This window comes from Acinetobacter sp. 148, from assembly GCF_031196675.1.
Taxonomy (GTDB): domain Bacteria; phylum Pseudomonadota; class Gammaproteobacteria; order Pseudomonadales; family Moraxellaceae; genus Acinetobacter; species Acinetobacter baumannii.
On record NZ_JAVIMT010000021.1, the window covers coordinates 189,435 to 213,270 of the forward strand.

24 protein-coding genes are annotated in these 23,836 nt (G+C 40.6%); 10 read left to right on the top strand and 14 right to left on the bottom strand.

Annotation, left to right across the window (positions count from 1 at the left end):
- Positions 1-38: 38 nt before the first annotated feature.
- The 3 genes from RFX69_RS04875 to RFX69_RS04885 form a co-directional block, all read right to left on the bottom strand.
- A complete protein-coding gene (locus tag RFX69_RS04875; protein WP_289332629.1) occupies positions 39-449 on the bottom strand; it encodes a GFA family protein in 411 nt (136 codons plus the stop codon).
- A 77-nt stretch (positions 450-526) separates the two neighbouring features.
- Positions 527-1,732: a TIGR03862 family flavoprotein gene (locus tag RFX69_RS04880; protein WP_111848219.1), complete on the bottom strand. Its 1,206-nt coding sequence runs from the start codon at positions 1,730-1,732 to the stop codon at positions 527-529.
- Positions 1,722-2,360 carry an SAM-dependent methyltransferase gene (locus RFX69_RS04885; protein WP_161631880.1) on the bottom strand — a complete coding sequence of 213 codons (639 nt, stop codon included), beginning with the start codon at positions 2,358-2,360 and terminating at the stop codon, positions 1,722-1,724. The genes RFX69_RS04880 and RFX69_RS04885 overlap by 11 nt, the downstream gene beginning before the upstream one ends.
- Positions 2,361-2,447: 87 nt before the next feature.
- Here RFX69_RS04885 and RFX69_RS04890 point away from each other — a divergent pair, with 87 nt between their 5' ends.
- Entirely contained in the window at positions 2,448-2,642 is a 195-nt protein-coding gene (locus RFX69_RS04890; protein WP_001138289.1) for a DNA gyrase inhibitor YacG, read from the top strand.
- Here the strand turns inward: RFX69_RS04890 and RFX69_RS04895 are convergent.
- The 5 genes from RFX69_RS04895 to RFX69_RS04915 form a co-directional block, all read right to left on the bottom strand.
- A complete protein-coding gene (locus tag RFX69_RS04895) occupies positions 2,639-3,283 on the bottom strand; it encodes an MBL fold metallo-hydrolase (protein WP_000942273.1) in 645 nt (214 codons plus the stop codon). The two genes, RFX69_RS04890 and RFX69_RS04895, sit on opposite strands and share 4 nt — an antisense overlap.
- 23 nt (positions 3,284-3,306) lie before the next feature.
- On the bottom strand, positions 3,307-4,323 hold the full coding sequence (hemH, locus tag RFX69_RS04900; RefSeq protein ID WP_000007335.1) for a ferrochelatase: 1,017 nt from the start codon (positions 4,321-4,323) through the stop codon (positions 3,307-3,309).
- Between the two features lie 73 nt (positions 4,324-4,396).
- Complete coding sequence (locus RFX69_RS04905; protein WP_133237740.1) at positions 4,397-5,401, bottom strand: DUF4062 domain-containing protein; 1,005 nt, start codon at positions 5,399-5,401, stop codon at positions 4,397-4,399.
- Positions 5,402-5,521: 120 nt separating this feature from the next.
- Positions 5,522-6,388, bottom strand: a complete 867-nt coding sequence (gene murI, locus RFX69_RS04910; RefSeq protein WP_261503233.1) for a glutamate racemase — start codon at positions 6,386-6,388, stop codon at positions 5,522-5,524.
- Between the two features lie 48 nt (positions 6,389-6,436).
- Positions 6,437-7,048 carry a DUF1285 domain-containing protein gene (locus tag RFX69_RS04915; RefSeq protein ID WP_000248028.1) on the bottom strand — a complete coding sequence of 204 codons (612 nt, stop codon included), beginning with the start codon at positions 7,046-7,048 and terminating at the stop codon, positions 6,437-6,439.
- Positions 7,049-7,234: 186 nt separating this feature from the next.
- On the opposite strand from RFX69_RS04915, the gene RFX69_RS04920 reads away from it, so the two are divergent.
- A complete protein-coding gene (locus RFX69_RS04920) occupies positions 7,235-8,947 on the top strand; it encodes an electron transfer flavoprotein-ubiquinone oxidoreductase (RefSeq protein WP_000400008.1) in 1,713 nt (570 codons plus the stop codon).
- Positions 8,948-9,042: 95 nt separating this feature from the next.
- Here the strand turns inward: RFX69_RS04920 and tusA are convergent, their stop codons facing one another.
- Entirely contained in the window at positions 9,043-9,300 is a 258-nt protein-coding gene (gene tusA, locus RFX69_RS04925; protein WP_000003406.1) for a sulfurtransferase TusA, read from the bottom strand.
- A 184-nt stretch (positions 9,301-9,484) separates the two neighbouring features.
- On the opposite strand from tusA, the gene RFX69_RS04930 reads away from it, so the two are divergent.
- Positions 9,485-10,324 (top strand): HlyC/CorC family transporter, encoded by an 840-nt coding sequence (locus RFX69_RS04930; RefSeq protein WP_001154809.1) that lies wholly within the window; start codon positions 9,485-9,487, stop codon positions 10,322-10,324.
- Entirely contained in the window at positions 10,321-11,880 is a 1,560-nt protein-coding gene (gene lnt, locus RFX69_RS04935; RefSeq protein ID WP_001203096.1) for an apolipoprotein N-acyltransferase, read from the top strand. The genes RFX69_RS04930 and lnt overlap by 4 nt, the downstream gene beginning before the upstream one ends.
- Position 11,881: 1 nt before the next feature.
- Here lnt and RFX69_RS04940 read toward each other — a convergent pair whose 3' ends face one another.
- The 4 genes from RFX69_RS04940 to gspF all read right to left on the bottom strand — a co-directional run bounded on the left by RFX69_RS04940 (position 11,882) and on the right by gspF (position 14,786).
- Positions 11,882-12,220 carry a tRNA-binding protein gene (locus RFX69_RS04940; RefSeq protein ID WP_000434938.1) on the bottom strand — a complete coding sequence of 113 codons (339 nt, stop codon included), beginning with the start codon at positions 12,218-12,220 and terminating at the stop codon, positions 11,882-11,884.
- Positions 12,221-12,364: 144 nt separating this feature from the next.
- On the bottom strand, positions 12,365-12,709 hold the full coding sequence (locus RFX69_RS04945; protein ID WP_000643174.1) for a hypothetical protein: 345 nt from the start codon (positions 12,707-12,709) through the stop codon (positions 12,365-12,367).
- Positions 12,710-12,975: 266 nt separating this feature from the next.
- The gene (gene gspG / locus RFX69_RS04950; protein WP_000865312.1) at positions 12,976-13,557 is read right to left on the bottom strand and encodes a type II secretion system major pseudopilin GspG; all 582 of its coding nucleotides are present in this window, start codon (positions 13,555-13,557) and stop codon (positions 12,976-12,978) included.
- Positions 13,558-13,580: 23 nt separating this feature from the next.
- Positions 13,581-14,786 carry a type II secretion system inner membrane protein GspF gene (gspF, locus tag RFX69_RS04955; protein WP_001112089.1) on the bottom strand — a complete coding sequence of 402 codons (1,206 nt, stop codon included), beginning with the start codon at positions 14,784-14,786 and terminating at the stop codon, positions 13,581-13,583.
- 148 nt (positions 14,787-14,934) lie between these two features.
- Between gspF and RFX69_RS04960 the strand changes: the two genes are divergently transcribed.
- The 6 genes from RFX69_RS04960 (at position 14,935) to RFX69_RS04985 (ending at position 22,318) form a co-directional block, all read left to right on the top strand.
- Positions 14,935-17,163 carry a primosomal protein N' gene (locus RFX69_RS04960; protein ID WP_269521999.1) on the top strand — a complete coding sequence of 743 codons (2,229 nt, stop codon included), beginning with the start codon at positions 14,935-14,937 and terminating at the stop codon, positions 17,161-17,163.
- 76 nt (positions 17,164-17,239) lie between these two features.
- Complete coding sequence (locus RFX69_RS04965) at positions 17,240-19,081, top strand: monovalent cation:proton antiporter-2 (CPA2) family protein (protein WP_000008979.1); 1,842 nt, start codon at positions 17,240-17,242, stop codon at positions 19,079-19,081.
- 165 nt (positions 19,082-19,246) lie between these two features.
- On the top strand, positions 19,247-20,122 hold the full coding sequence (locus tag RFX69_RS04970; RefSeq protein ID WP_001281765.1) for an Hsp33 family molecular chaperone HslO: 876 nt from the start codon (positions 19,247-19,249) through the stop codon (positions 20,120-20,122).
- A gap of 137 nt (positions 20,123-20,259) precedes the next feature.
- Complete coding sequence (locus tag RFX69_RS04975; protein ID WP_001105722.1) at positions 20,260-20,871, top strand: LysE family translocator; 612 nt, start codon at positions 20,260-20,262, stop codon at positions 20,869-20,871.
- A 149-nt stretch (positions 20,872-21,020) separates the two neighbouring features.
- On the top strand, positions 21,021-21,977 hold the full coding sequence (locus RFX69_RS04980) for a DnaJ C-terminal domain-containing protein (RefSeq protein ID WP_289332630.1): 957 nt from the start codon (positions 21,021-21,023) through the stop codon (positions 21,975-21,977).
- A gap of 11 nt (positions 21,978-21,988) precedes the next feature.
- Complete coding sequence (locus tag RFX69_RS04985) at positions 21,989-22,318, top strand: chaperone modulator CbpM (RefSeq protein WP_000207459.1); 330 nt, start codon at positions 21,989-21,991, stop codon at positions 22,316-22,318.
- A 224-nt stretch (positions 22,319-22,542) separates the two neighbouring features.
- Here RFX69_RS04985 and RFX69_RS04990 read toward each other — a convergent pair whose 3' ends face one another.
- On the bottom strand, positions 22,543-23,754 hold the full coding sequence (locus tag RFX69_RS04990; RefSeq protein ID WP_001198553.1) for a magnesium transporter CorA family protein: 1,212 nt from the start codon (positions 23,752-23,754) through the stop codon (positions 22,543-22,545).
- Positions 23,755-23,836: the final 82 nt, after the last annotated feature.

Below are 23,836 nucleotides of genomic sequence, written 5' to 3' on the forward strand. Positions count from 1 at the left end.
TAAATCATCTACAATTTGATTAAAACATACTTTTTAAATCATGGACGTTCATCATATTGCGGTAAATCGTCACAAATGCTTTCCCACTCTGCTTTTGAAGCAGCAAAAATATGCATTGTCGGCTTTTGGTCTAATGGTGTATCTAGTGTCCCAATTCTTAAACGATACAGTTCAGGCTGAGCATCACGCGAGCTAATAAGCGGTGAACCACATTCGCTACAAAACCAACGGTACACACCATTCACAGCAAATTTTTTGACAAGGTCTTCACCTTGCGTAATTTTAAAATCTGCACTGTTGATAGGAGCATTCGTTGCAAATGCTGTTCCATTGGATTTTCGGCAGCGTTGACAATGGCATTGGATAATATCTCCGATATCGCCTTTAATTTCATAGCGAATACCCTCACATAAACAACTTCCCTGATAGACTGGCGATGCTTGAGACATACGATTCCGGCTCCTATTATTATTGATCGCTCAAAAATAACACTTTTCACATATCAAACATAGCACCGAATTCGTTGTTATTTCTCTAAGAATGAATGCACACCTTCACCAGCTGCTCGTCCCGTAGCAAAACATGCTGTCAGCAAATATCCCCCTGTAGGAGCATCCCAATCCAGCATTTCGCCACAGCAAAAAACACCTGAAGTTTGTTTCAACTCTAAACTTTCAGTTAATGCATCTTGCTTAACACCACCAGCACAGCTAATCGCTTCTTCAATAGGCCTAAAGCCATCTAACTTAATTTGAAGTGCTTTCATTTTTTGCGCCATCGTCTCTGGTTGACTCCATAGTGCTTTATCAACCACTTCTCTAATTAAGTTAATTTTAGCTGTATCTAAGCCTGCTTTACGCCAGATATTAGTGAGAGATTGTTTTTTGCTAGCCTGTAACTTTTTAACTAACTGTGTAAGCTCTACATCAGGCAATAAATCTAAAAATAGATTTAAGCTATTTCCTTGTTTTTGTTGTTCTCGTAAGGCGCGTCCGAGTTTATAAATGACCCCACTTTCTAAACCGTAGTGAGTAATCACAATATCACCATGAGTAACTTGGCTGGGTTCAACCCACGCATTTATACGCTTTAAAGGCTCACCAAAACAGCTTTCCATAAAAGCTGACCAAGTATGCAATACTCCTGCATTACTTGCTTGAAAAGGTTCAATACTAGATTGATCCATCCATTGTTGCCAAGCACCATCACTGCCCAATTGAGACCAAGAGACAGCTCCACAAGCCAACACGACTGCATCGTATTGCTGGGTAAAGGTTGCAGTGTTCTGTTTATTTTGGTTTTCTAAAGTCACTGTTGTACCTTGCAAATTAATACAACGATGACGATAAAAGAATTTAACCTGCTGTTCTGCTAAACGTTTTAACCAAGCACGCAGTAAAGGAGCAGCTTTCATTTCGACAGGGAAAATACGACCGGAACTACCCACATACGAGTCTATTCCCAATCCTTTCATCCAGTTCTGAATCCAGGCTGCATCCCATTTTTCAACCCACGGTTTGAGCCATTCTGCATGGTCATAACGTTCAATGAACTGGGGTAATGGTTCAGCATGCGAGATATTTAGCCCTGTTTTACCAGCCATCAGAAACTTACGCGCAGCCGAAGGTTTTTGCTCAAACACATCAATTTCATAAGCATACTGGCTCAGCACCTCCGCGGCCATTAAACCAGCCGGCCCCGCACCAATAATGGCAATCCGCTTATTCGACATATATTTGCCCTTGCAGCGGTGCAAACTCATCAAATCGAGTTTTATAACCTTCAGGCTTAGTCATAATGAGCTGCTGACAAAGCTCACCACGCTCTAAATATTTAATTTCAAAATGGGTACGTGCAGAGGTTTGAGCAATTTTTTCTTTTTGGTAAGGCAGCTTCCACACATTTAATAACTGTTGTTCAGCTTCTTCAATATATTCAGGGATATTACTTGCCAAAGTAATGGTTCCACCTGTTTTCAGACGTGATAGCAGGAACTCAAAAAATGGCATGTTTAACCAGCGTTGTGCCGGATTATGTGGTTCTGGATTCGGATAGAGAATAAAGAAATGTTCTACTTGAGCAGGATATAGAGCATGTACAACCCAAGGTAAAGCATCTGCATGTACAGGCACCAAGTTGTCTCGTGGTTCCAAACCATGCTGCTTTTGCATGGCCAAGAATTTTTCTCTAGTTCGTTCAATTGCATATAACGTGTGCTGAGGATTTTGCCCACTAAATAGCAAAGCATGTTTACCTTTGCCTGCCCCAATTTCCACACAAATCGGAGTATTTTCAATTGGGGTAAAATCGCGAGGCGCTTGCATACGTTGTGCTTGAAATTGACGAATCTGCATAATCACATCAAACTAAATAAAAATCGGCACAAGTCTAACAAGTCACCTGACTTTTGCCTAATCTATTTCTCTTCACTTTGAGGTTACTGCTTTATGCCACGTACATTTCCCTGCCCACGCTGTGGTGAACCAAGTGTTTGGGAAGGTAATGAATTTCGCCCGTTTTGTTCTGAACGTTGCAAACTTATTGATTTAGGCGCTTGGGCAAACGATGAATATAGACTGCCTACCCAAGATGCTCCTCAGCAAGACAAGGGTAGTCAGCATGAAGATGATTATGAGGATTAACCCGCTTTACCTGCGACAAACGGGTTAAATTGTTTTTCATAGCCAATGGTACTCATTGGTCCATGCCCTGAAATAAACTGGGTTTCATCTGGTAAGCTAAAACACTCACGCTGAATTGATTCAATCAGTTGATCATGATTACCACGTGGAAAATCTGTTCTTCCAATTGAGCCTTTAAACAGGACATCGCCAGTCCAGAGTAAACCATGATTCTTGTTATAGAACATGACGTGACCTGGTGTATGTCCTGGTGCAAAACGCACTTCAAACTCATCTTCACCCAGTTTTAGCACTTCACCGCCTTCAAGCCATTGATCGACTTTTACAGGCTGTGGGATTGGAAAACCATAACGTGCCGAAACTTCCTGAATCATATCTAGCCAGAACTGATCTTCTTTATGCGGACCAACAACAGGAACACTCCACTCTTTTGCGAGTTCACCTACAGCCCCAGCGTGATCTAAATGCCCATGAGTAAGCCATAACGCTTTTACTTTTAAACCTAAGGCTTCTACTTCTTTCTTCAAAACAGCAGCATCACCACCTGCATCAATCAAAACTGCTTCTTTTGTTTCACTGTCCCAAACTAAAGAACAATTTTGAGCAAAAGCAGTAACTGGAACAATTTTGACTTGCAGCATAAGAACCTCTGGCTAAAACGCAATTAACGGTGGGCTAAGGTATGGGTAAGGGCATCAAGATTAGCCTGAACTAAACCTGCAAGCAAATCAATATGCGCTTGATCACTGTTTAAAGCAGGAATGTAAGCATAGCTTCCGCCACCAGCTTGCTGAAATAACTCAGCATTTTGAATAGCGAGCTCTTCAAGCGTTTCCAAGCAGTCAGCAGAAAAAGCTGGGCTTAAGACCTGAACAGACTTAACGCCCTGCTTCGCCCAATCTTGTAAAAGTTGATCAGTATAAGGTTTCACCCATTCTTGTTTGCCAAAACGTGATTGGAAACTAATTGCCCATTCATCATCTTTTAAATGTAAAGCTTCAGCGACTAACTTTGCGGTAATACGACAACGGTCCGCATAAGGGTCGCCTTTATCTGCATAAGGCTGTGGAATACCATGAAATGACATCAACAGCTTTTCAGGTTTGCCATGTTGCTCTTGGTAAGCTAGAACACTTTCTGCCAACGCCTGAATAAACATTGGATGTTGATAATAATCTTTAATAATGGTCAGACCCGGCAAATTTCGCTGAGTAGGAATCCACTTAGCAAAAGCATCATATAATGGAGCAGTCGATGTCGCAGAATATTGGGGAAATAAAGGCAGTAAAATGACATGCTCTTGTGGATGAGCCGACAATTTTTCTAAAACTGCATCAATACCCGGATTACCATAAGTCATAGCGGGCAACACAGTTAAATCAAACTGTTTATTTTCACGCTCTAAATAAGCCTGCACACGTTGAGTTTGCTCAAATACAATTTCACGCATTGGTGAGTCGGTAGACCATACCGAAGCATAGGCATGCGCTACTCTTTTTGGGCGAAAAGGCAAAACAAACAGATTTAAAATAATCCACCAAATGAATTTTGGAATTTCAATTACACGTGGATCAGATAAAAACTGCTTTAAAAAACGGCGCACCGCTGGGACGGTTGCCTCATCCGGTGTGCCTAAATTCGCTAAAATGACAGTAACTTTCGGTTTTTGTTCAAACGACATGTGTAAATGCCTTTCAATTCATCTTATGACACTAATGTAACAGCTTTCATGGTCATATCTAAATTGAATCGCTCTAAGCTTTTAATCGAGTACTCCGATGATTCCATTTATAACTGAGCAAGAGCTTTTGGGCTTTGGTCGTTACTTTCCATAAACTATGTTGTTGATCAATCTTGGTTGGAACAATCCATCCTTGTGATTGCATTTGCTTTTTAATACGAAACAGGGCCTTATGATTAATTTGTGCACCTGCCACTGCATGTGCTCTAGGCAACTCTTGGCGAGCGTCTTCTAACCCGTCCTGATTTAAATACTCATTGAGGCAAGTCCCAAAGTTCTCTTCTGGCATGGCTGTCTCAAAATGTTTAGCCAAAATACTTAACAGTTGAGACCAAGTCATTTGTCTCTGGCGCTTAAGCTCTTTAAAGTTGCCATCTTGAAAAGCCTGAATTTGATATTCAAAAGCAAAAACATCTTGCGGTGCCACTTCATTTGCTTGAATTGATGATTCTGCTAGCTGTTGTTCTAGTTGTAAAACTTTACTTTTTAATCGATTAATTTCATCTTCCAAATGATGCGCTTGGCGTGCAGGCACCCAACCTTGTCCCATATATTGTTCAACCATTAAAGGCATATTTAAACGAACAGCAAGTTCTAAATCACGTGGGCTTTTAAAATAAAAAATATGATTCGCTTCATGTAATAACTTTTTTCGAAATGCCAGAAATTTCTCTTTAAGCTGCGGATGAGTCTCTTGTAAATGCATATCACGACTTTCAGGTTGTTCATGCATAAAGACGACAATGGGCTTCGCGCGACTTAAGGCATATTCGTACTCTAAAGAAAAATAACTCGCCCCTGAAATTGATTGCTCCCCATACTGACTACCCAGCAGCAAAACAACATAATCCGATTCATCAATTTGCCGACGGGCAAGCGTCGTTGTTAGAGGATTTCTATATTCTAACCCCCAAGCAAAAAACCCCATATTGACTAAAGTTTGGGAAAGAACCATAAACTCAGGTTGCATCTCGCGACCTGAGGTTGAAATAAAAATCTGATAGCGTGTATCGAGCATAGCAATACCCTTATCGCCCCATAATCTTGATATGGCCTGAATCAGCCAAGATTATGAACCGCCCCAAATAAGAAAAATAAATATAAAAAAACGCTTTTTTCTGAATGCCTACAACAGAGCTCAACTCAGATTGTGCAGCGTCCATGTCAATTCTTGTGGAATCATATTTTGTAAAACAGGTTGTAATGCATCTGCATTATTACCACTTACATAACATTCAATACGTGCAACATTCTGACGTATTTGGTCACATAATAACTCATTTTTTATTAAAATACGGGCTGTTTGTCGGGCAACTGCCAAACCCGAATCAACCAGTGTGAATTGGTTATCAAAAAGATGATGAATAGCTTCATTTAAGAACGGATAGTGTGTACAACCAAGTACCAAATAGTCCGCGCCTTGCTCAACTGCAGGTTGTAAAACTTCTCTTAATGCATTTAAACAAACAGGGCTCATTTGCTGCCCTGTTTCTACACATGGGACAAGCTCTAAACTCGTTAGAGTCATCACTTTAACACCTGCCGGAACAGCAAACTTTTCGACAACATCCTTAATGAGTTGTCCACGAAAAGTAGCTGGTGTCGCCAATACTGCAACCACTTTAGAACGAGTTTGTAATACTGCAGGTTTTAGTGCCGGTACCAAGCCAACAATCGGGAAGTGTTCGCCATAATGTTCTCGTAAATGATCAAGGCTAAATGCGGAAGCCGTATTACAAGCTACGACTGCAATTTTACAGCCCTGACGATATAACCAGTCGACGGCACGAGCCGTTAGCTCCCTGATTTCTTCATCAGAGCGAGGACCATACGGAACATAGGCTGTATCTGCATAATATACAATACGTTCGTTTGGCAAATATTTGGCAATTTCTGCTGCAACCGACATACCTCCAATACCTGAATCAAAAATACCAATTGGGGCATCCGCTAATGCTTTAGGCATAGGTTCTAATTCAGTAAATAAAGGCTGTATGGCTGTCATGGCAGTACTAGAGAGTGTCGGAAAATTTCACTCTATAAAGCTTAAACCTCAAGTGCCTAATTGCAAGTGCAAATTACCACTTTTTAACTGCAAAATGGTTTCGCCTTTATCATTTTCGACCAGTGTTCCATAGTTCACGAGATGATAGAAAGCCTGACGTTGAATCAGCGCATTAATACCAAATCGAACATGGACATAAGGACGCAACTCCCCTGCATATTCCCGCATAAAAATCGGGTGTTCTGCATCAACTAAAATCACATCCTGATTGGTCGTCGTCAGTTGTAGAAACTCATCACCTGAAATTTCAATCTGATCTACCTGATTGACTAATAAAGGTTCATCTTCAACTTCGATTTCAATTTGTTCTACAGGGGTTTTCAGGTAGAATTTACCCTCTTCTTTCCATAGGACTTTGGTAAACAAATCCAATAGGGCTTGGCGCTTGATTAATTGACCTTCGTGCCACCATTCTCCATTGGCTTTCACCGTTAAATCCATTTTACCGCAATGCTTTGGATGCCATTGCTCTAAAGGTGGGATTGACCTTTTGTGACTTTGCTGTACACCTTTTAAGTATTGTGCAATGTTCATTAAGTTTTTATCATCAGATAACGGTATTTTTCCCATATCCGATGGGGAATTATTTTGATTTACCATAGTTTATGCCTTGCTGACGAAAAAATATGACGACTCAGCCAATTGGCTAGATCATGGTTTAAAACTATACTAGCCCAAACGATAAAAGGCACAATAGCATATTTGCGCCTATGGATTAAAACACTCACGGCAGCACCGGATGATCTGACATTACGGTTGCCACCTTTAAGTATTGAGGAGTCCTACATGGAACACATCGAACGTGAATCGATGGAGTTTGACGTTGTCATCGTAGGTGCAGGACCTGCAGGTCTATCTGCTGCGATTAAGATCCGTCAATTAGCGATTGAAAATAACTTACCCGATCTTTCAGTTTGTGTAGTTGAAAAAGGCTCTGAAGTAGGTGCGCATATCTTATCTGGTGCTGTACTTGAACCGCGTGCTATTAATGAACTTTTCCCGAACTGGAAAGAAGAAGGCGCGCCTCTTAATGTACCTGTAACTGAAGACAAAACATTCTTCTTGCTTTCAGAAACTACTTCTAAAGAAGCACCTCACTGGATGGTTCCTAAAACCATGCACAATGACGGGAACTATGTTATCTCGCTAGGTAACGTTGTTCGCTGGTTAGGTCAAAAAGCTGAAGAATTAGAAGTTTCTATCTTCCCTGGCTTTGCTGCATCTGAAGTGCTTTACCATGAAGACGGTACTGTAAAAGGTATTCAAACTGGTGACATGGGTATTGGTAAAGATGGCGAGCCTACACATAACTTTACTCCGGGTTATGAACTTCACGCTAAATACACTCTCTTTGCTGAAGGCTGCCGTGGCCACTTAGGTAAACGCCTAATTGCAAAATATAATCTTGATAAAGATGCAGATCCACAACATTACGGGATCGGGATTAAAGAACTTTGGGAAATCGACCCAGCAAAACATAAACCGGGTCTAGTGATGCACGGTGCTGGTTGGCCATTGTCTGAAACTGGTTCTTCTGGTGGTTGGTGGTTATACCACGCTGAAAACAACCAAGTGACTTTGGGTATGATTGTGGACTTGTCCTATGAAAATCCACACATGTATCCATTCATGGAAATGCAGCGCTGGAAAACTCACCCACTCATCAAACAGTATTTAGAAGGTGGTAAACGTATTTCTTACGGCGCACGTGCTGTAGTGAAAGGCGGTTTCAACTCTTTACCTAAATTGACTTTCCCGGGTGGTTGCTTAATTGGTGATGATGCAGGTTTCTTAAACTTTGCGAAAATCAAAGGCTCACACACTGCCATGAAATCAGGCATGTTATGTGGTGAAGCTGTATTTGAAGCAATTGCTGCCGGAGTTGAAAAAGGTGGTGATCTTGCGGTTGCTCGTGTAACCGAAGGCGAAGATTTATTCGTTAAAGAATTAACTTCTTACACAGACAAATTTAACAACAGCTGGTTAAAAGAAGAGCTTTATAACGCTCGTAACTTTGGCCCTGCAATGCATAAATTTGGGCAATGGATTGGTGGTGCATTTAACTTTATTGACCAAAACGTCTTTAAAGTGCCATTCACTTTACATGACTTGAAACAAGACTTCGCTGTATTGAAAACTGTTGATGCAACGAGCTTCAAGCCAACTTATCCAAAACCAGATGGCAAACTGACATTTGACCGTTTATCTTCTGTATTTATCTCAAATACTGTACACGAAGAAAACCAGCCAGCTCACTTGAAGCTTACTGATCCTTCAATTCCAGTGAATGTGAACTTACCAAAATGGGATGAGCCTGCTCAGCGCTATTGCCCTGCTGGTGTTTACGAAATCATGGAAAATGATGACGGCTCTAAACGCTTCCAGATTAACGCAGCGAACTGTGTTCACTGTAAGACCTGTGATATTAAAGACCCATCTCAAAATATTACTTGGGTAACGCCTGAGGGCGGCGGTGGTCCGAATTACCCTAACATGTAATTCCTTGCACCGCTTTAGCCGCGGCTCATATCCTAAGATATAAAAAAAAGCCCCGATTATTCGGGGCTTTTTATTCATTTACATATCGAACAACCTTACCCTTTCTGTACCAGATAACGGTATTCTTTATGGTTCTGCTCATCTAGAACTTCTTCTTTTAATAGGAGTTCGTGTCCCAAATGCATACAAAACTTAGGGATATCCCAAGAAGTCGAAGGGTCAGTCGCCAACACTTCAACAACATCTCCTGATTTTGCTTTGCGAATCGCCTGATGCAACATCATGACAGGTTCCGGACAACGTAAACCACGCGTATTAAGTTGTACAGTAGGTGAAATAGGTTGTTCTGACATAACAAACTCGAACAAATAGAATTTTCACATTTTAGCATAAACCCATCACTGTCTAATGAACTGTAACTGGTGTTTACATAACAATATGTGTTTTGTCTTTTACTTTGTTTTATAGATGCATAAGGGCTTTTTCTTCGGTATGATCAGTGTATTCATTTGATACATTGAGTATTTAGGAAAGATCATGCAAGAGGAACCGAGTCCGTCGTGGGGTATGCGAGGCTTACGAAAGTGGTTAGGTACAGCGCCAGAAACCCGAGATGAATTATTAAAACTAGTCCAAAATTCACGTCGTTTTTTAGAACCTGATACTGTTGCCATGCTTGAAGGTGTTCTTGACCTTCCTGCTACAAAAATTCGTGAAGTCATGACGCCACGAACAGCAATGATCAGTATGCAAGAAGATGATCAGTTACTTGATATTCTTCACGTATTGGTTGAGTCTGCTCACTCACGTTTTCCAGTTTTCTCAGCTGACCAACCTGATAATGTTGTTGGTATTTTACTGGCAAAAGATTTACTACCATTTTTGACTGAACCAAATACTAAATTAGATATTGGCTCGCTTATGCGTCAGCCATTATTTGTGCCTGAAAGTGCACGTTCAGATCAAGTTCTTCGTATGCTTAAGCACACCCAGACCCATATCGCGATTGTGATTGATGAATATGGATCAACAGCGGGACTGGTTACGCTTGAAGATATTCTTGAAGAGATCGTTGGTGAAATTGAAGACGAACATGATACTGCAGATGAAGATGCACAATACATTGTTCCAGATAACGACCATACAATAGCGAATGCATGGATGGTGCAGGCACTTACACCAATTGAACACTTCAACACTGTTTTAGATGCTGATTTTTCTGACGATGAAGTAGAAACTGTCGGCGGTTTATTGCTTCAAGAAATTGGTCTAGTTAGTGATTTACAAGGTCAGACTGTTGAGCTTGGAAATTGGTTATTTACGATTGTTGAAGCAGATGCCCGCACTATTCATCTGATTCGAGCTGTACGTCAATGAGAGCATACTTTGAAAAGCTGTTAGATTCTTCGCAACAACAAAAACAGCTTCCTTTAATTTTTCCATTGCTCATTGCTTTATTTTCAGGTGCCGTGTTCAGTTTTGCACTGGCACCTTATTATTGGTGGTGGTTGGCAATTTTGTCTCCTGCCCTACTCTATGCGACATTGCATAACCGCTCAGCCAAACAAGCATTTGCAATTGGCTGGAGTTATGGTTTTGGTTTATGGTTTGTAGGGGCTTTCTGGCTCTATACGTCGATCCATGTATATGGCGATACCAATGCTTTTCTAAGTGTATGTATGATTGCTGTTATGGCCCTTGTAATGGGCTTATTTACAGCATTTCAGACATGGGTTTATCGACGCTTCTTCCCTGAAACACCGCTGACTTTCGCCCCTCTCTGGATTATTTTTGAGTGGGCTAAAACTTGGGTATTTACCGGTTTCCCTTGGCTGTTTGTAGGTTATGCTTTTACTGAACGTTTACTCGATGGTTATGCGCCGCTATTTGGTATTTATGCAATTTCCTTTGTAGTCATTGTATTAGCATGTGCTTTAGTTGAAGTTCTACGTAAGCGTATTTTCTGGGTTATCCCTGCTGCCCTGTTAGTTTTAGGTGCATGGGGAGCATCATATATTCAGTTTGTACAACCTAAAGCGGCTAAACCGCTTAGCGTTTCGCTCATTCAAGGTAACATTCCACAAGATTTAAAATGGCTAACCGAATATCAAGTTAGAACATTAGAAATTTATGCTGGTTTGACTCAATCTGAATGGGGCCGTGACCTCATTGTATGGCCTGAGTCTTCAATTCCACTCTTCCAAACCGACATTGAACCGTTTTTGGATGCAATGGATGCACAAGCTAAAAAGAACCATACCGCTTGGGTAACCGGCATTCCTTACTGGGATGTAGCGAAATCGCATCAAGTCGGCAGTCCTCTGTATTACAACAGTATTATGGCCTCTGGCAGCGATTCAAGCGGTCTGTATAAAAAGCAGCGCCTTGTTCCTTTTGGTGAATATATTCCGCTGTCAGGTTTGCTTTCTTGGGTGTTACCAGCCATGCAAAATGATATTAGCATGAGCGGTTTTACACGTGGTGAGAGTGATCAGAAACCACTTTTAATTAAAGGGCATGCACTTGCGGCTGCAATTTGTTATGAAGTGGCATATCCGAACCTGACACGCCGTAATGCAGAAGACAGTGACTTTTTGGTGACTGTATCTAACGATGCTTGGTTTACCGGAACAGCTGGCCCATGGCAACATTTACAAATGGTGCAGATGCGTGCGAAAGAAAATGGTCGCTGGTTTATTCGTGCAACTAACACAGGTGTAACAGCGTTTATTGATCAAAATGGTCATATCACCGAACAAGCACCGATTGATAAAGAGTTTGTCCTGAGAGGCGATTTACCAGCCATGCAAGGTCAAACTCTCTATAACCGTCTAGGTGATTATCCAATTTTAGGATTTGCAGTATTACTGCTGGTTTTAGGTTGGATCTATCGTCCACGTAAAGTAGACGTGTCTTACAAATCACGTCGCTAAATTATAATAACTTTGTACCCAGAGGTACTTCAAACTCTGGGATACAAAGTGCTACATCCCCATCTGCATTATGAAACCCTGTTACCAAACATTCCGATTGGATAGGACCAATTTGTTTCTTAGGGAAATTCACTACCGCAACAACTAATTTACCAATCAAATCCTGCGGTTGATAAAGTTTTGTAATCTGTGCACTCGATTTACGTACACCCAATTCTTCACCAAAATCTACATGCAAAATATAGGCAGGTTTTCGCGCCTTTTCAAAAACCTCAGCTTGAATAATTTTACCAACGCGCAGTTCTACTTTTAAAAAGTCATTCCACTCGATTTGTTCCATTTCATATTTCTCATCTTCTTAAATTGCTGATTTGAAGCATATAATATGTACAAATGAAGAAACACCCTGTTTTAAGTCCAGTTAAAAAATAAAACGTAGACGTTGAGTCTACGTTTTATTTAAAAATTCGGTTTTAAAATAAGATTAAAAAGCAATCGATAATTGCAAAGATAAATAAGCAACTAAACTCGATAAAAAAACCATCGGCACATAACGATAAGCTTTAAAAAGCAATTGTTCGTATTTAGAAGCCATCTGTTTAGTTTGCCATACACTCGTTTTTAGTGCGGTAAAGAAGCTCACCATTAACCAAGCGCTTACAATACTTAAGGCAAAGAAACCAATCATGATTTGGCTACTTCCCTCAGTACTCAACCATAGCTTTAATGAAACTTCAGCAATGGGTAATAATGCTAAAATCAATAGGACAGATTTAAGCATCGCCCAATGAAACTGATTCAGCTCATCAAGTACGAGAAATGCTTTCATTTAATCTCTCCCATTCATTGAATAAAGTGCTTTTTATTTATTATGCAAAGCTTTTATTTAAATATATAGCTTATTTTCTCTTATATTTTAACTTTCTTGTAACTATTAAATATGGGAATAATTCTTATTTTAAATCTCAAATCTAGATATTAACTTTTTTACTTTATTTTCAATACATTATTATATTTTTATGATTAAGAAAGATTATCAATTCGGATTATTGTTTTATCTTATTAACCGAATCGATAATCTCTCTTACATTTTAATTAAGGCTGATAATAAATATCGGCATCGTTACCTTCACCACCTTCTTTACCATCTGCGCCAAATGAATATAGATCAAAAGGATGGCCGTCTTTTCCAGGTACGACATATTGGATATCATTTTTCCAGCTGTCTTTAGGATAACCACCTTTCACATAACCACCCGGCATCCAGTTTTTTGCTGTAGCAGGTTGATTAATAAGCGCATCTAAACCACCTTCTTGCATGGTTGGGAAATGCCCATTATCGAGCTTGTATTGATCTAAGGCACCCGCAACCCCTTTCAAGGTAATTTGAGTCGTATCAATTTTAGCTTTTTCACTACGGCCCATGACGTTCGGTACGATTAAAGCAGCCAACACGCCTAAGATTACAATCACGACCATAACTTCAATAAGGGTAAAGCCTGAGACACGTTTCATTCGAGCACGGCTCGAACGTGTCGCAAGTCCGAAGGCACTTGAAGAGCAAACATCTGATACAGAGCTATGCTCGGAATGGCACGTTGGTTCAAACTGATTTGAAACCACAGATTCACTATGTTGTTTCATCGCTGTTTCGCTTTGAATATTTTTTACTTTCATCATTATCTCTAATATCAAAGTTATTAAATCATATTGTTCATATTTACGATTGGCAGCATAACCGCAATTACAATAACCAGTACGATGCTTGCCATTAACACCAGCATAAGCGGTTCAAGTAATGCCAATAAGGTTGAAATAAATGTCGTCACCTCGCGGTCTTGCATGGTCGACGCACGTTCAAGCATACGGTCAAGCTCACCTGATGCCTCACCACTTCGAATCATTTGTACCATCATTGGTGGGAAATAACCACTGCGCTCCAGTTGCGTACCGAGGTTACCGCCTTCGGTAACACGTTCAGCCGCTTGGGAAATTGAATCACGGATGACCCAGTTATTGGTCACAGCAGCACCAATCTTTAAGGCATCTACCAATGGCACGCCTGAACGAGTTAAAATAGATAAAGTACTGGCAAAGCGCGCAGCATTAATACCACGGGATAGTTTACCGAATAATGGCAATTTGAGTGTTAATCGATCAAAAGCATAATGTCCCGCAGTAGTTTTTAAAAAACGGACAAAAGCTACCACCCCTACAATTGCAAAAAGAATAATAAATACCCATGCATGACGGATAAAATCACTCGCTTTCATTAAAGCAACTGTAATCCATGGTAAGGCATCTTTGCTTTGATCGAAGGTTTTTACAATCTCTGGGACCACATAAGTCATTAATCCCATCACAATACCGAAAGACATCAGCATTAAAATGATTGGGTAAATCATGGCACCTTGAACTTTCTTTTGCATGGCAAAACGGTTCTCGGTGTAGTCTGATAGCTGATCTAAAATGAGATCTAAGTGTCCTGAACGCTCACCTGCGGCAACCGTTGCAATATAAAGATCAGGAAAACGCCCGGACTGTTGCATCCCTTGTGCAAGTGAATGTCCTTCCAATACTTTTGAACGAACTGAGAGTAAAAGATTTTGCACATGTGCTTTTTCACTTTGTCTGCTCACGGCGCGGAGAGCTTCTTCTAAAGGAATTGCAGCAGCAACCAAAACCGAAAGCTGTCTGGTCATGAGCGCCAAATCGTAAGCACTAAACTTTTTTTGGAATAATCCGTGGCTTTGATGCTTATCTTTTTGTTCAACCGGGTCAACGCTAATCGGAGTCCATGCTTTATCGCGTAATTGTTGGCGAATCTGACGTGCCGAGTCTCCTTCAAGCACCCCCTTTTGCTGCTTCCCTGAAGCATCAATAGCAGTAAATTGATATGCAGGCATGGTAATGTTCTAATTTTCCAAAAATAATAGTCGCTGCTGTTGCATCTATGCTACGCAATCATTCATATTCATTCTATAGCCTGTGTAGAATACCCAAGTCCTCTTCACGACGCTATGCCGTTTTTTAAAATTGACGAAATGAGCCTCTATGACCATAACGCCAAAGCCTGATTCAGTTGTTTATCGTGTGCGTGTTGCCGTACCTGTGCATCTGTACGACACTTTTGACTATACACTCACCAAAGCACAATATGAACGGGCTCAAGTAGGTTCACGCGTCGCAATTTCATTTGGACGGCAAAACCTGATTGGTATCATTACTGAAAAAGTTGACCCACAAGAAACATTTACAGGTAACTTTCAGCTTAAGGCCATTTCTGAACTTTTAGATGATGAGCCTATTTTAGATGAACAAGTTTTAAATTTATTGACATGGTCAGCACAATATTACCAATTTCCGATTGGCGAGGTGATGCAGACTGCTTTACCTGCGTTATTGCGTCAGGGCAAACCCATGGATGTTTTATTTCATCTATGGAAAATCATTCCATGTGACAATGCCGAAGCTTTATTAAAACGCTCAATCAAACAGCAAGATGCTTATCAAATTTTAAAATTACATCCTGCCGGAACCACTGAAAATATTCTCAATTTAAGTGGTGTAGAAACTGCAACACTTAAAGCACTACAAAAGAAAGGTCTCGTAGACTGTACGCTTGAGCCTCATGACTTTAGTCCATCCCCTGTGCAATTGGCGCAAATGCCACTCACGCTCAATGAAGACCAAAAGAAGGCCACTCAGCACGTCCTTAATGCACAGCATCAATATCAAGCGTTTTTGTTGGATGGTTTAACCGGAAGTGGTAAAACTGAAGTTTATTTGCACATCATGCATGAAGTGCTAAAGCAAGGTAAGCAAGTACTGGTATTAGTTCCTGAAATTGGTTTAACCCCTCAAACTATTTCGCGCTTTAAGTCTCGTTTTAACTGCGACATTGCTTTATTACATTCGGGGTTAAATGACTCTAAACGCCTACAAGCCTGGCAACAAGCACAGACTGGAAAGGCCTCTATTATTTTAGGAACACGTTCAGCTATTTATACCCCGCTGCCACGTTTGGGTATGATCATTTTAGATGAAGAACACGACCTGTCTTATAAACAACAAGAAGGTTTCCGTTACCATGCGCGTGATGTCGCGCTTTATCGAGGACATTTACAAGGCTGTCCTGTTCTTTTAGGTTCGGCAACTCCAAGCATTGACAGTTATCACTTAGTCGAAACTGGCAAGTTAACTGCACTTCAGCTGAACCAGCGTGCAGGCCATGCGCTTTTACCAAAAATGCATTTGATTGATCTTAAAATTGTCAAAAAACAGCATGGTATTAGTCAGCCTTTAATCGAACAGATTAAAAATACCCTAGCAAGAAAAGAACAGGTTTTAATTTTCTTAAACCGACGTGGTTATGCACCTGTTCTGGTCTGTGAAAGTTGTGGTTGGCAAGCGAATTGTCCTCATTGTGATGCACATTTTACGTTGCACACTCAGCCCTACTCTTACTTACATTGTCACCACTGTGGCACCGTTCATCGCCTACCAGACCACTGCCCTGAGTGTCAGCAAAAGAGCCTCAAAACTTTAGGTGCTGGCACAGCCAAGGTTGAAGAGCATTTACAAGAATTATTCCCAGATCATGATGTGATTCGGGTCGATCGTGACAGTACCAGCCGAGTCGGTAGCTGGCAAAAAATTTATGATCGCATTCAGCAAAATAAACCTTCGATTTTGCTTGGTACGCAAATGTTGGCAAAAGGTCACCATTTTCCACATGTGACCTTGGTTGCTATTTTAGACATCGATGCAGGTTTATTGAGTGTCGATATTCGAGCGCCAGAGCGTACTGCTCAATTGATTGTACAAGTGGCTGGTCGTGCAGGCCGCGGAGAACATAAGGGTCATGTTTATTTACAGACTTTAAGGCCAGATCATTCTTTACTCACCACACTCATCGAAAAAGATTATCGGGCAGTCGCGAAACAAACATTGGCTGAGCGTAAAGTTGCATTACTGCCGCCTTATCGCTATGCCGTACTTATACGCGCTGAATCGAAAGATCGTGACTATACCTTGCATTTTTTAAATGAAGCTGCCGAGCAACTTCGCCAAATTGCAGGTGACATTGTTGATATCTGGGGGCCAATTCCAGCGCCAATGGAACGTAAAGCGGGACGTTACCGCGCACATATGGTGATTTTGTCTGCTGACCGCGCTCGTCTGCATTTTTACTTAAGACAATGGTGGGCTCAGTTGGTCCATGCGCCAAGACAGCATCAACTTAGACTCTCAATTGATGTTGACCCGCAAGAATTTAGTTAGATGATTTGAATATCATGGTGTGAAGAACACTTTTTCCCTTTACACTTAAAAAAGATCAATACATTCGGGGCAATGAATGTCATTCCTACTGCAAGCAACTATTTTTCTTGGAGCATCTCTGATTTTAGTCCCTTTGGGCAAACGCCTAGGGATTGCAACAGTTTTAGGTTATTTATTTACGGGCATACTTCTTGGCCCGAGTGTGTTAAATATTGCCCATGACCCTGAGGCCATTATGGAGTTGGCTGAATTTGGGGTCATTTTACTTATGTTCCTGATTGGTCTAGAGCTCCGCCCACAACGTTTGTGGGAAATGCGTGACTCTATATTTGTGATGGGAAGTTTACAGGTCGTGATTACGGGCATAATTCTTATGCTCACCGTATTGCTGCTATTTCAACAACACCTTGCTGCCAGCTTTGTTATTGGTTTTGCGCTTGCGCTGTCTTCTACGGCCTTTGTATTACAGCTTCTGACTGAGAAACAACAGCTCAATACCACCTATGGTCAGCAATCTTTTTCAATCTTGCTTTTCCAAGACATTGCAGCAATTCCATTACTTGCGGTGATTCCTCTTCTGGCAGGAACCGAATCTACCCATCATGGTATTGCTTATTTTGCAGCCATCATCGCGACGTTTACTGGTTTGTTCCTATTTAGCCGTTATGTCATGCGCCCATTTTTCCGTTTTGTCGCCAAGAGTGGTGCGACTGAACTGATTACGGCTGTAGGGTTATTTATTATTCTTGCCGTTGTGTTACTGATGGACACTTTAGGCATTAGTACAACATTAGGTGCTTTCCTTACCGGGGTCCTTTTAGCCGACTCAGAATTCCGTCATGAGCTTGAAGCGAGTATTGCGCCGTTTAAAGGGCTATTACTTGGCTTATTCTTTATGACCGTAGGCATGACGACACAATTGTCGTTACTGATTGAAATGCCTTGGCTCATTATTGGTGGAGCAATCGGCCTACTCGTCATCAAAACCCTCGTTTTAACTGCCATTGCCCGCTATAAAAAGTACAGTTGGAACAATAGCTTGTTACTCGGAACTTGCTTGGCTCAAGGCGGTGAATTCGCTTTTGTAATTTTGAGCCTAGCAAAAAGTGAAAAGATTTTAACGGATGCCTTATTAGAGCCTGTCACGTTGATTGTGACCTTATCAATGGTCCTTACCCCAGTGATTTACTGGATCATGGCCTGTAAGATCATTCCCCTTTTTCATAAAGAATTGCCACCTGAATATGATGAGATTCCTCAGCAAGATAATCCAATTATCATTGCCGGTTTTGGGCGCTTTGGACAAATTATTGCGCGTATTGCCCGCTTACAGCATTTAGGCTTTACTGCCATCGATAACAATCTTCATCAAGTGGACTTTGTTCGACGTTACGGCGGTAAGCTCTATTATGGTGATGTCACTCAGCCTGACTTACTCCGCTCAGCAGGCATTGAAAAAGCGAAAGTATTTATTTTAGCAATTGATGATGTCGAAGATTCTATGAATGTCGCACGTCATCTTAGATTGAACTATCCAAACCTAAAATTACTGGCTCGTGCCCGTGACCGCCACCATGTGCACCTATTAAGAGACTTAGGTGTTGAACATATTTGGCGTGAAACCTATTTATCATCATTAGGTATGGCTTATCGTGCTTTACGCGAACTCGGTATTTCCGATGAACAAGCTTATAACAATATCGAAATCTTTCGGGATTATGATGAGAAATTACTCATACAGCAGCAAAGCATTTATACCGATGAACAAAAGGTTTTTGAAACCCATCGTAATGCTCTGGCAGAGCTTGAACACCTATTTGAAAGCGATGCACAACAAGCCACATCGAAGCACGACGTTAACTTAAAGCGTCATTTACAACCAAATCGTATCGACATTACACGAGATCACGAAGAATAACTTGAGATTTCGCAAAATGGCTATATTAAGGACTTATTCACATTGCCTAAATGATTGCGACAATCGGTACAAGAGTTGCCGTTGTCCTGCTTGCAGCTTCGCTGCATTCCCTAAGCCTGATTAAACCGAAATTGTTATAATCTGCTTAGGGCCCTGGAGAATATTATGTCTGATTTACGCCAACGCTTTTATATAGAGGACTTTCCTGTTCGCGGTGAAGTGGTTCATCTAGAAGAAGCATTAAAAACTATTTTAGCTCAACGCGACTACATGCCTGCGGTTCAAATTCTATTAGGCGAGATGTTGAGCGCTACAGCATTACTTGCGAGTACTTTAAAAATCAAAGGTCGTATCAGCTTGCAAATCCAGGCTAACGGCTCTTTCAAATGGGCTATGGCAGAATGTAACCATTTAGGCGAAGTTCGTGCTTTAGCAGACTACGAAACAGATCCACGTTTTGGTGAAGCAACAGATAGCAGCACTGTTTTAGCGGCTTTGGTTAACCCTGTTTTATTTATTAACATCGAACCTGAGCATGGTGAGCGTTATCAAGGGATTGTACCTCTTGATCAAGCAAATTTAGCTGGCTGTTTAATGCAGTACTATGACTTGTCTGCACAAATTCCAACTCGAATTGTACTGGCAAGCACCGCACAGCGCTCAGGTGGTTTGCTCATTCAGTTATTACCTCGTCATGATGAGGAAGAGCAAAAACTGGTTGATGAAGATTTATGGCCACGTTTAACCATGCTAACTGAAACGCTTAAGTCAGAAGAACTAACAGAGCTTTCAGCAAATGAGATCTTGTATCGTCTTTATAACGAAGAAGAAGTACGTTTACCAGAAGTTGAACACTTAAAATTTGGTTGTACTTGTTCTAAAGAACGCTGTGCCAAAGCCCTCATTCAAATTGGTGTTGATGCTGTTCATGAAACATTGGAAGCACAAAACCCGATTCAAATGGATTGCCAGTTCTGTAACACCCGTTATGAGTTCACTGCTGAAGAGGCACTGGGTCTGTTTGGTGAACATTTGAGTTAATCACCTACTTCATAAAAAGGCGGGCAATCCGCCTTTTTATTTATCTATAATTTTTTGATGATAATTTTCAGCATGTTATTTTAAATCAGTTAATATGAGCTTACTTGATAACCCAATAAATAAGATGCTTATATCTCATGAATTATTTTGATTATTTTCTCTTTATTTTTAGTGTCATTATTATGATTGCGACCCCTGGTCCTGTCATGATTTTAGTGGCAAGTGCCGGACTTAAAGGTGGTTATAAAAAAGCACTGGAAACCATTTTTGGTACAAACCTTGCCTCTCTCGTTTTAATTTTTATTTCAGTACTCGTACTTAAAGGCGTATTGGGTATTAATGAAAACTATTTAAATATTATTCGTATTTTAGGCTGCCTATATATTGGTTATTTGGGTTTTAGTATTCTCAAAGAAGTTATTCAAGCCCCTCATCCTGAAGCAATTCAAACCGTTTCTGCTCAAAATGGCGGTTTTAAAAAAGGCTTTTTAGTGGGTATTTCAAACCCTAAAGATATTATTTTCTTTTCAGCTTTCTTTCCGCAATTTGTTTCTATTTCACCTCATCTAGATTTAAGTTTAACTATTCTTACGCTGACATGGATAGTTTTAGACTTTTTAACGCTATCTTTAGTCTATATATTTTTCCGCCGCCTCTCGAACAGCCATTTATACCCGAAAATACTCGGTTTATGTGGTCTATTACTGTTAGTTATTGCCGTTTACGGTTTATATCAGACATTCATTTAAACAATGAGAGGATAGCTCTCACCGTTCGATGTCTCTTTTATTTTGCTCGCCCTATTTCGCACGAGAACAACTCTTATACAATCTAGCTCATTGAAAGCTTTAAAAATCGTTTCATAATGAAATAAACAACACCATCGTGATAAAACATTATGGCTAAAAATTATTATGAAGAATTAGGGGTTAAACGAGAAGCCTCAGCTGATGAAATTAAAAAAGCGTATCGGAAATTAGCTCGTAAATATCATCCCGACATCAGCAAAGAAAAAGATGCAGAAGAAAAGATGCAGGCAATTAATGTTGCCTACGACACCCTAAGCAACCCAGAGAAAAAAGCTGAATATGACCAAATGTTAGACCACCCACAAGGTTTTAATGGTTTTGGTCAAGGGGCAGCTCAAGGTGGTTTCGATGGTGCCAAATTTTATCGTCAAGGTTTTACAGGCGGTGAGCAAGCAGACTTTAGTGGCTTTGAAGACTTATTTGGACGCTTTGGTGCAGGCTTTGGCGGTGGACAACAGCAATATCAAAGACAACAACGTAGTTATCGAGGTGAAGACCAGCATGCCAGCATAGAGGTCGATCTTGATATTGCTTACCATGGATCAACACAACACATCACCCTGCAAATTCCAACCATCAATGCTTATGGTGAACCAGAGGTACAACGAAAAACCTTACAGGTAAAAATACCTAAAGGCATGAAAGAAGGACAGCAAATTCGCCTAAGTGGACAAGGACAAAGTGGTATTAATGGTGGTGCCAACGGCGATCTTTATATCGAGATTCAATATAAAGATACAGATCGTGTGCATGTCGAAGGCAGTGATGTATATTTGACTGTAGATGTAGCGCCATGGGAAGCCGCATTAGGGCAAGGCATTGAAGTAAAAACACCTGCAGGACCTTTACACGTCAATTTACCTAAAAATGCAAAACAAGGACAACAGCTACGTTTAAAAGACAAAGGGATACCAAATAAAACGCCAGGCCATCTTTATTTAATTTTAAATATTGTATTCCCACCGGCGCATTCTGAAAAAGAAAAAGAAGCCTATCAGCAATTGGCAGAAGCCTTTGCTTCATTCGAACCACGTTCATCTCATTAGGGAGCAAGATCATGACAACCATCCATTATCGAGAAATTGTATGTGACGGCCACACCTTTAGTGCTGAAGTCGTTGATGAACAATGTACATTTGACTTGCAACAGTTTGCTCAAGCCTGTGGTCAAAGCCCGGACTGGATTCTCCAGCTCATTGAATACGATATTTTAGCGATTGATACACCACCTGAAAAACATCAATTCATGGGTGAAGATGTTATTCGCGCTCGTAAAGCGTATCGTTTGCAACGTGACTTTGATGCAAGCCTTGCAGCTGTTGCGGTGATGTTAGATTTGATTGATGAAGTGCAACAACTTAGAAAACAGTTGAAGCATTTTCATTAAGATTTTTTCTAAATAGCCTTTCTAATAGTCAGGAGCTAAAGTGATGGGCGGCATGGATGCCGCCTGTTGGACTGCGGTAACATGGATGTACCGTCAGTCCAATAAAGGGGTTTTGTTACTTTTGCCCAGTCAAAAGTAAAAATGCCTATATAAAAAATATCTAATTAAACCCTATAGTCGAGGCAATACTAACCAAACAATTTTGTCATTTTTGGAAGTCTTTATTACTTTAACCGAGTAATTTTTTCCACTTCCTTCAAAGTCTGCTTAATCGGTTCATATTCCAAAAACCAAAACAAGTTCATACGATCTTGGCGATGCTGCTGCGCCAGTAAATCAATCACACTTTTTTCCCCACGCCCTACCAAATGCTGTCTATAAAAATAGTAGAGCAATAAAATGGTACTTAGCAGCATAACCCCGAGCATAATCCAGAAACCTACTGGTGATTTAAGCCCCGGAATAAACTCAAAGTTCATTCCATAAATCCCCGTTAAAAGCGTAAGCGGCGCAAACACAGCAGTAATAATGGCAAGAATACGCATGTTCTCATTGGTCTGGTTAGCAATTGCCGAGAAATGCAAATCTATTGCCGATTGAATCGCACTACGTAAACGTAAAGTATGTTTTTGAATACGTTCGACATGACTCATTAAATCGTTTAAACGCACTAATAAAAGGTCTTGAGAACTATGCGTCTTCTCTCCAATAACATGATGATAGTTTTCTACAATTTCATCACGAAACTCTTGTAAGGTTTCAATTTGTTCTTCGCATAGATTTTCGACTTGCTGAAAGGCCATATTTTCATGAAACAGTTGATGCCACTGTTTAAACCGCCGATTCCCTTGTAATAGCTGTTGTTGCCAATGCTCGACCCTTCTGGTCAAAGGTGAACGAATATCAAGATAACCATCCACCATACTATTAAGCAGACGTAAACACAGATCTACAGGTGAATTAGGCAGCTTACGGGTTTTATTTTGCTCTTCGAGAGTTTTACATAAAATATTTTCAAGACGCTGAATATAGTTTTCAATCGACTTGTTGCCCTGCTCACGTACGCTAATAAGTACTTTAGGCGTAAAAATAAAACTGATTGGTGTGGTGGCTAAACCAAATACACTCTCATGTGATTCGCCATTTTTAATTTCATCATCCGGCGTTACGAGCTTCCTAAAAATAAGCAGGTCGTATTCTTCAAGCGTATCAAATGCACAAGGATGTTCGATATTCGCAATATCTCGCATATGAAACTCATTAATGGATACATCTGCAAGTTGCTGAATTTTTTGTTGCCATTCTTCATTCTGGCTCACAACATCCGATCTCACACTATCAATCCAGAAAAACTCCAGAATATGTTCAGTGTGCTTTTCACGGCTTAAAAAAACATAGCCGTCGCTTTGATGACGATAAAAATAATAAACCTGCATACCATGTCGATCTATTGGTGTATTACTTGCATCATGCCATAAAAAAAGCCCGCATCAAGCGGACTTTTTTAGTGAGTTAAGC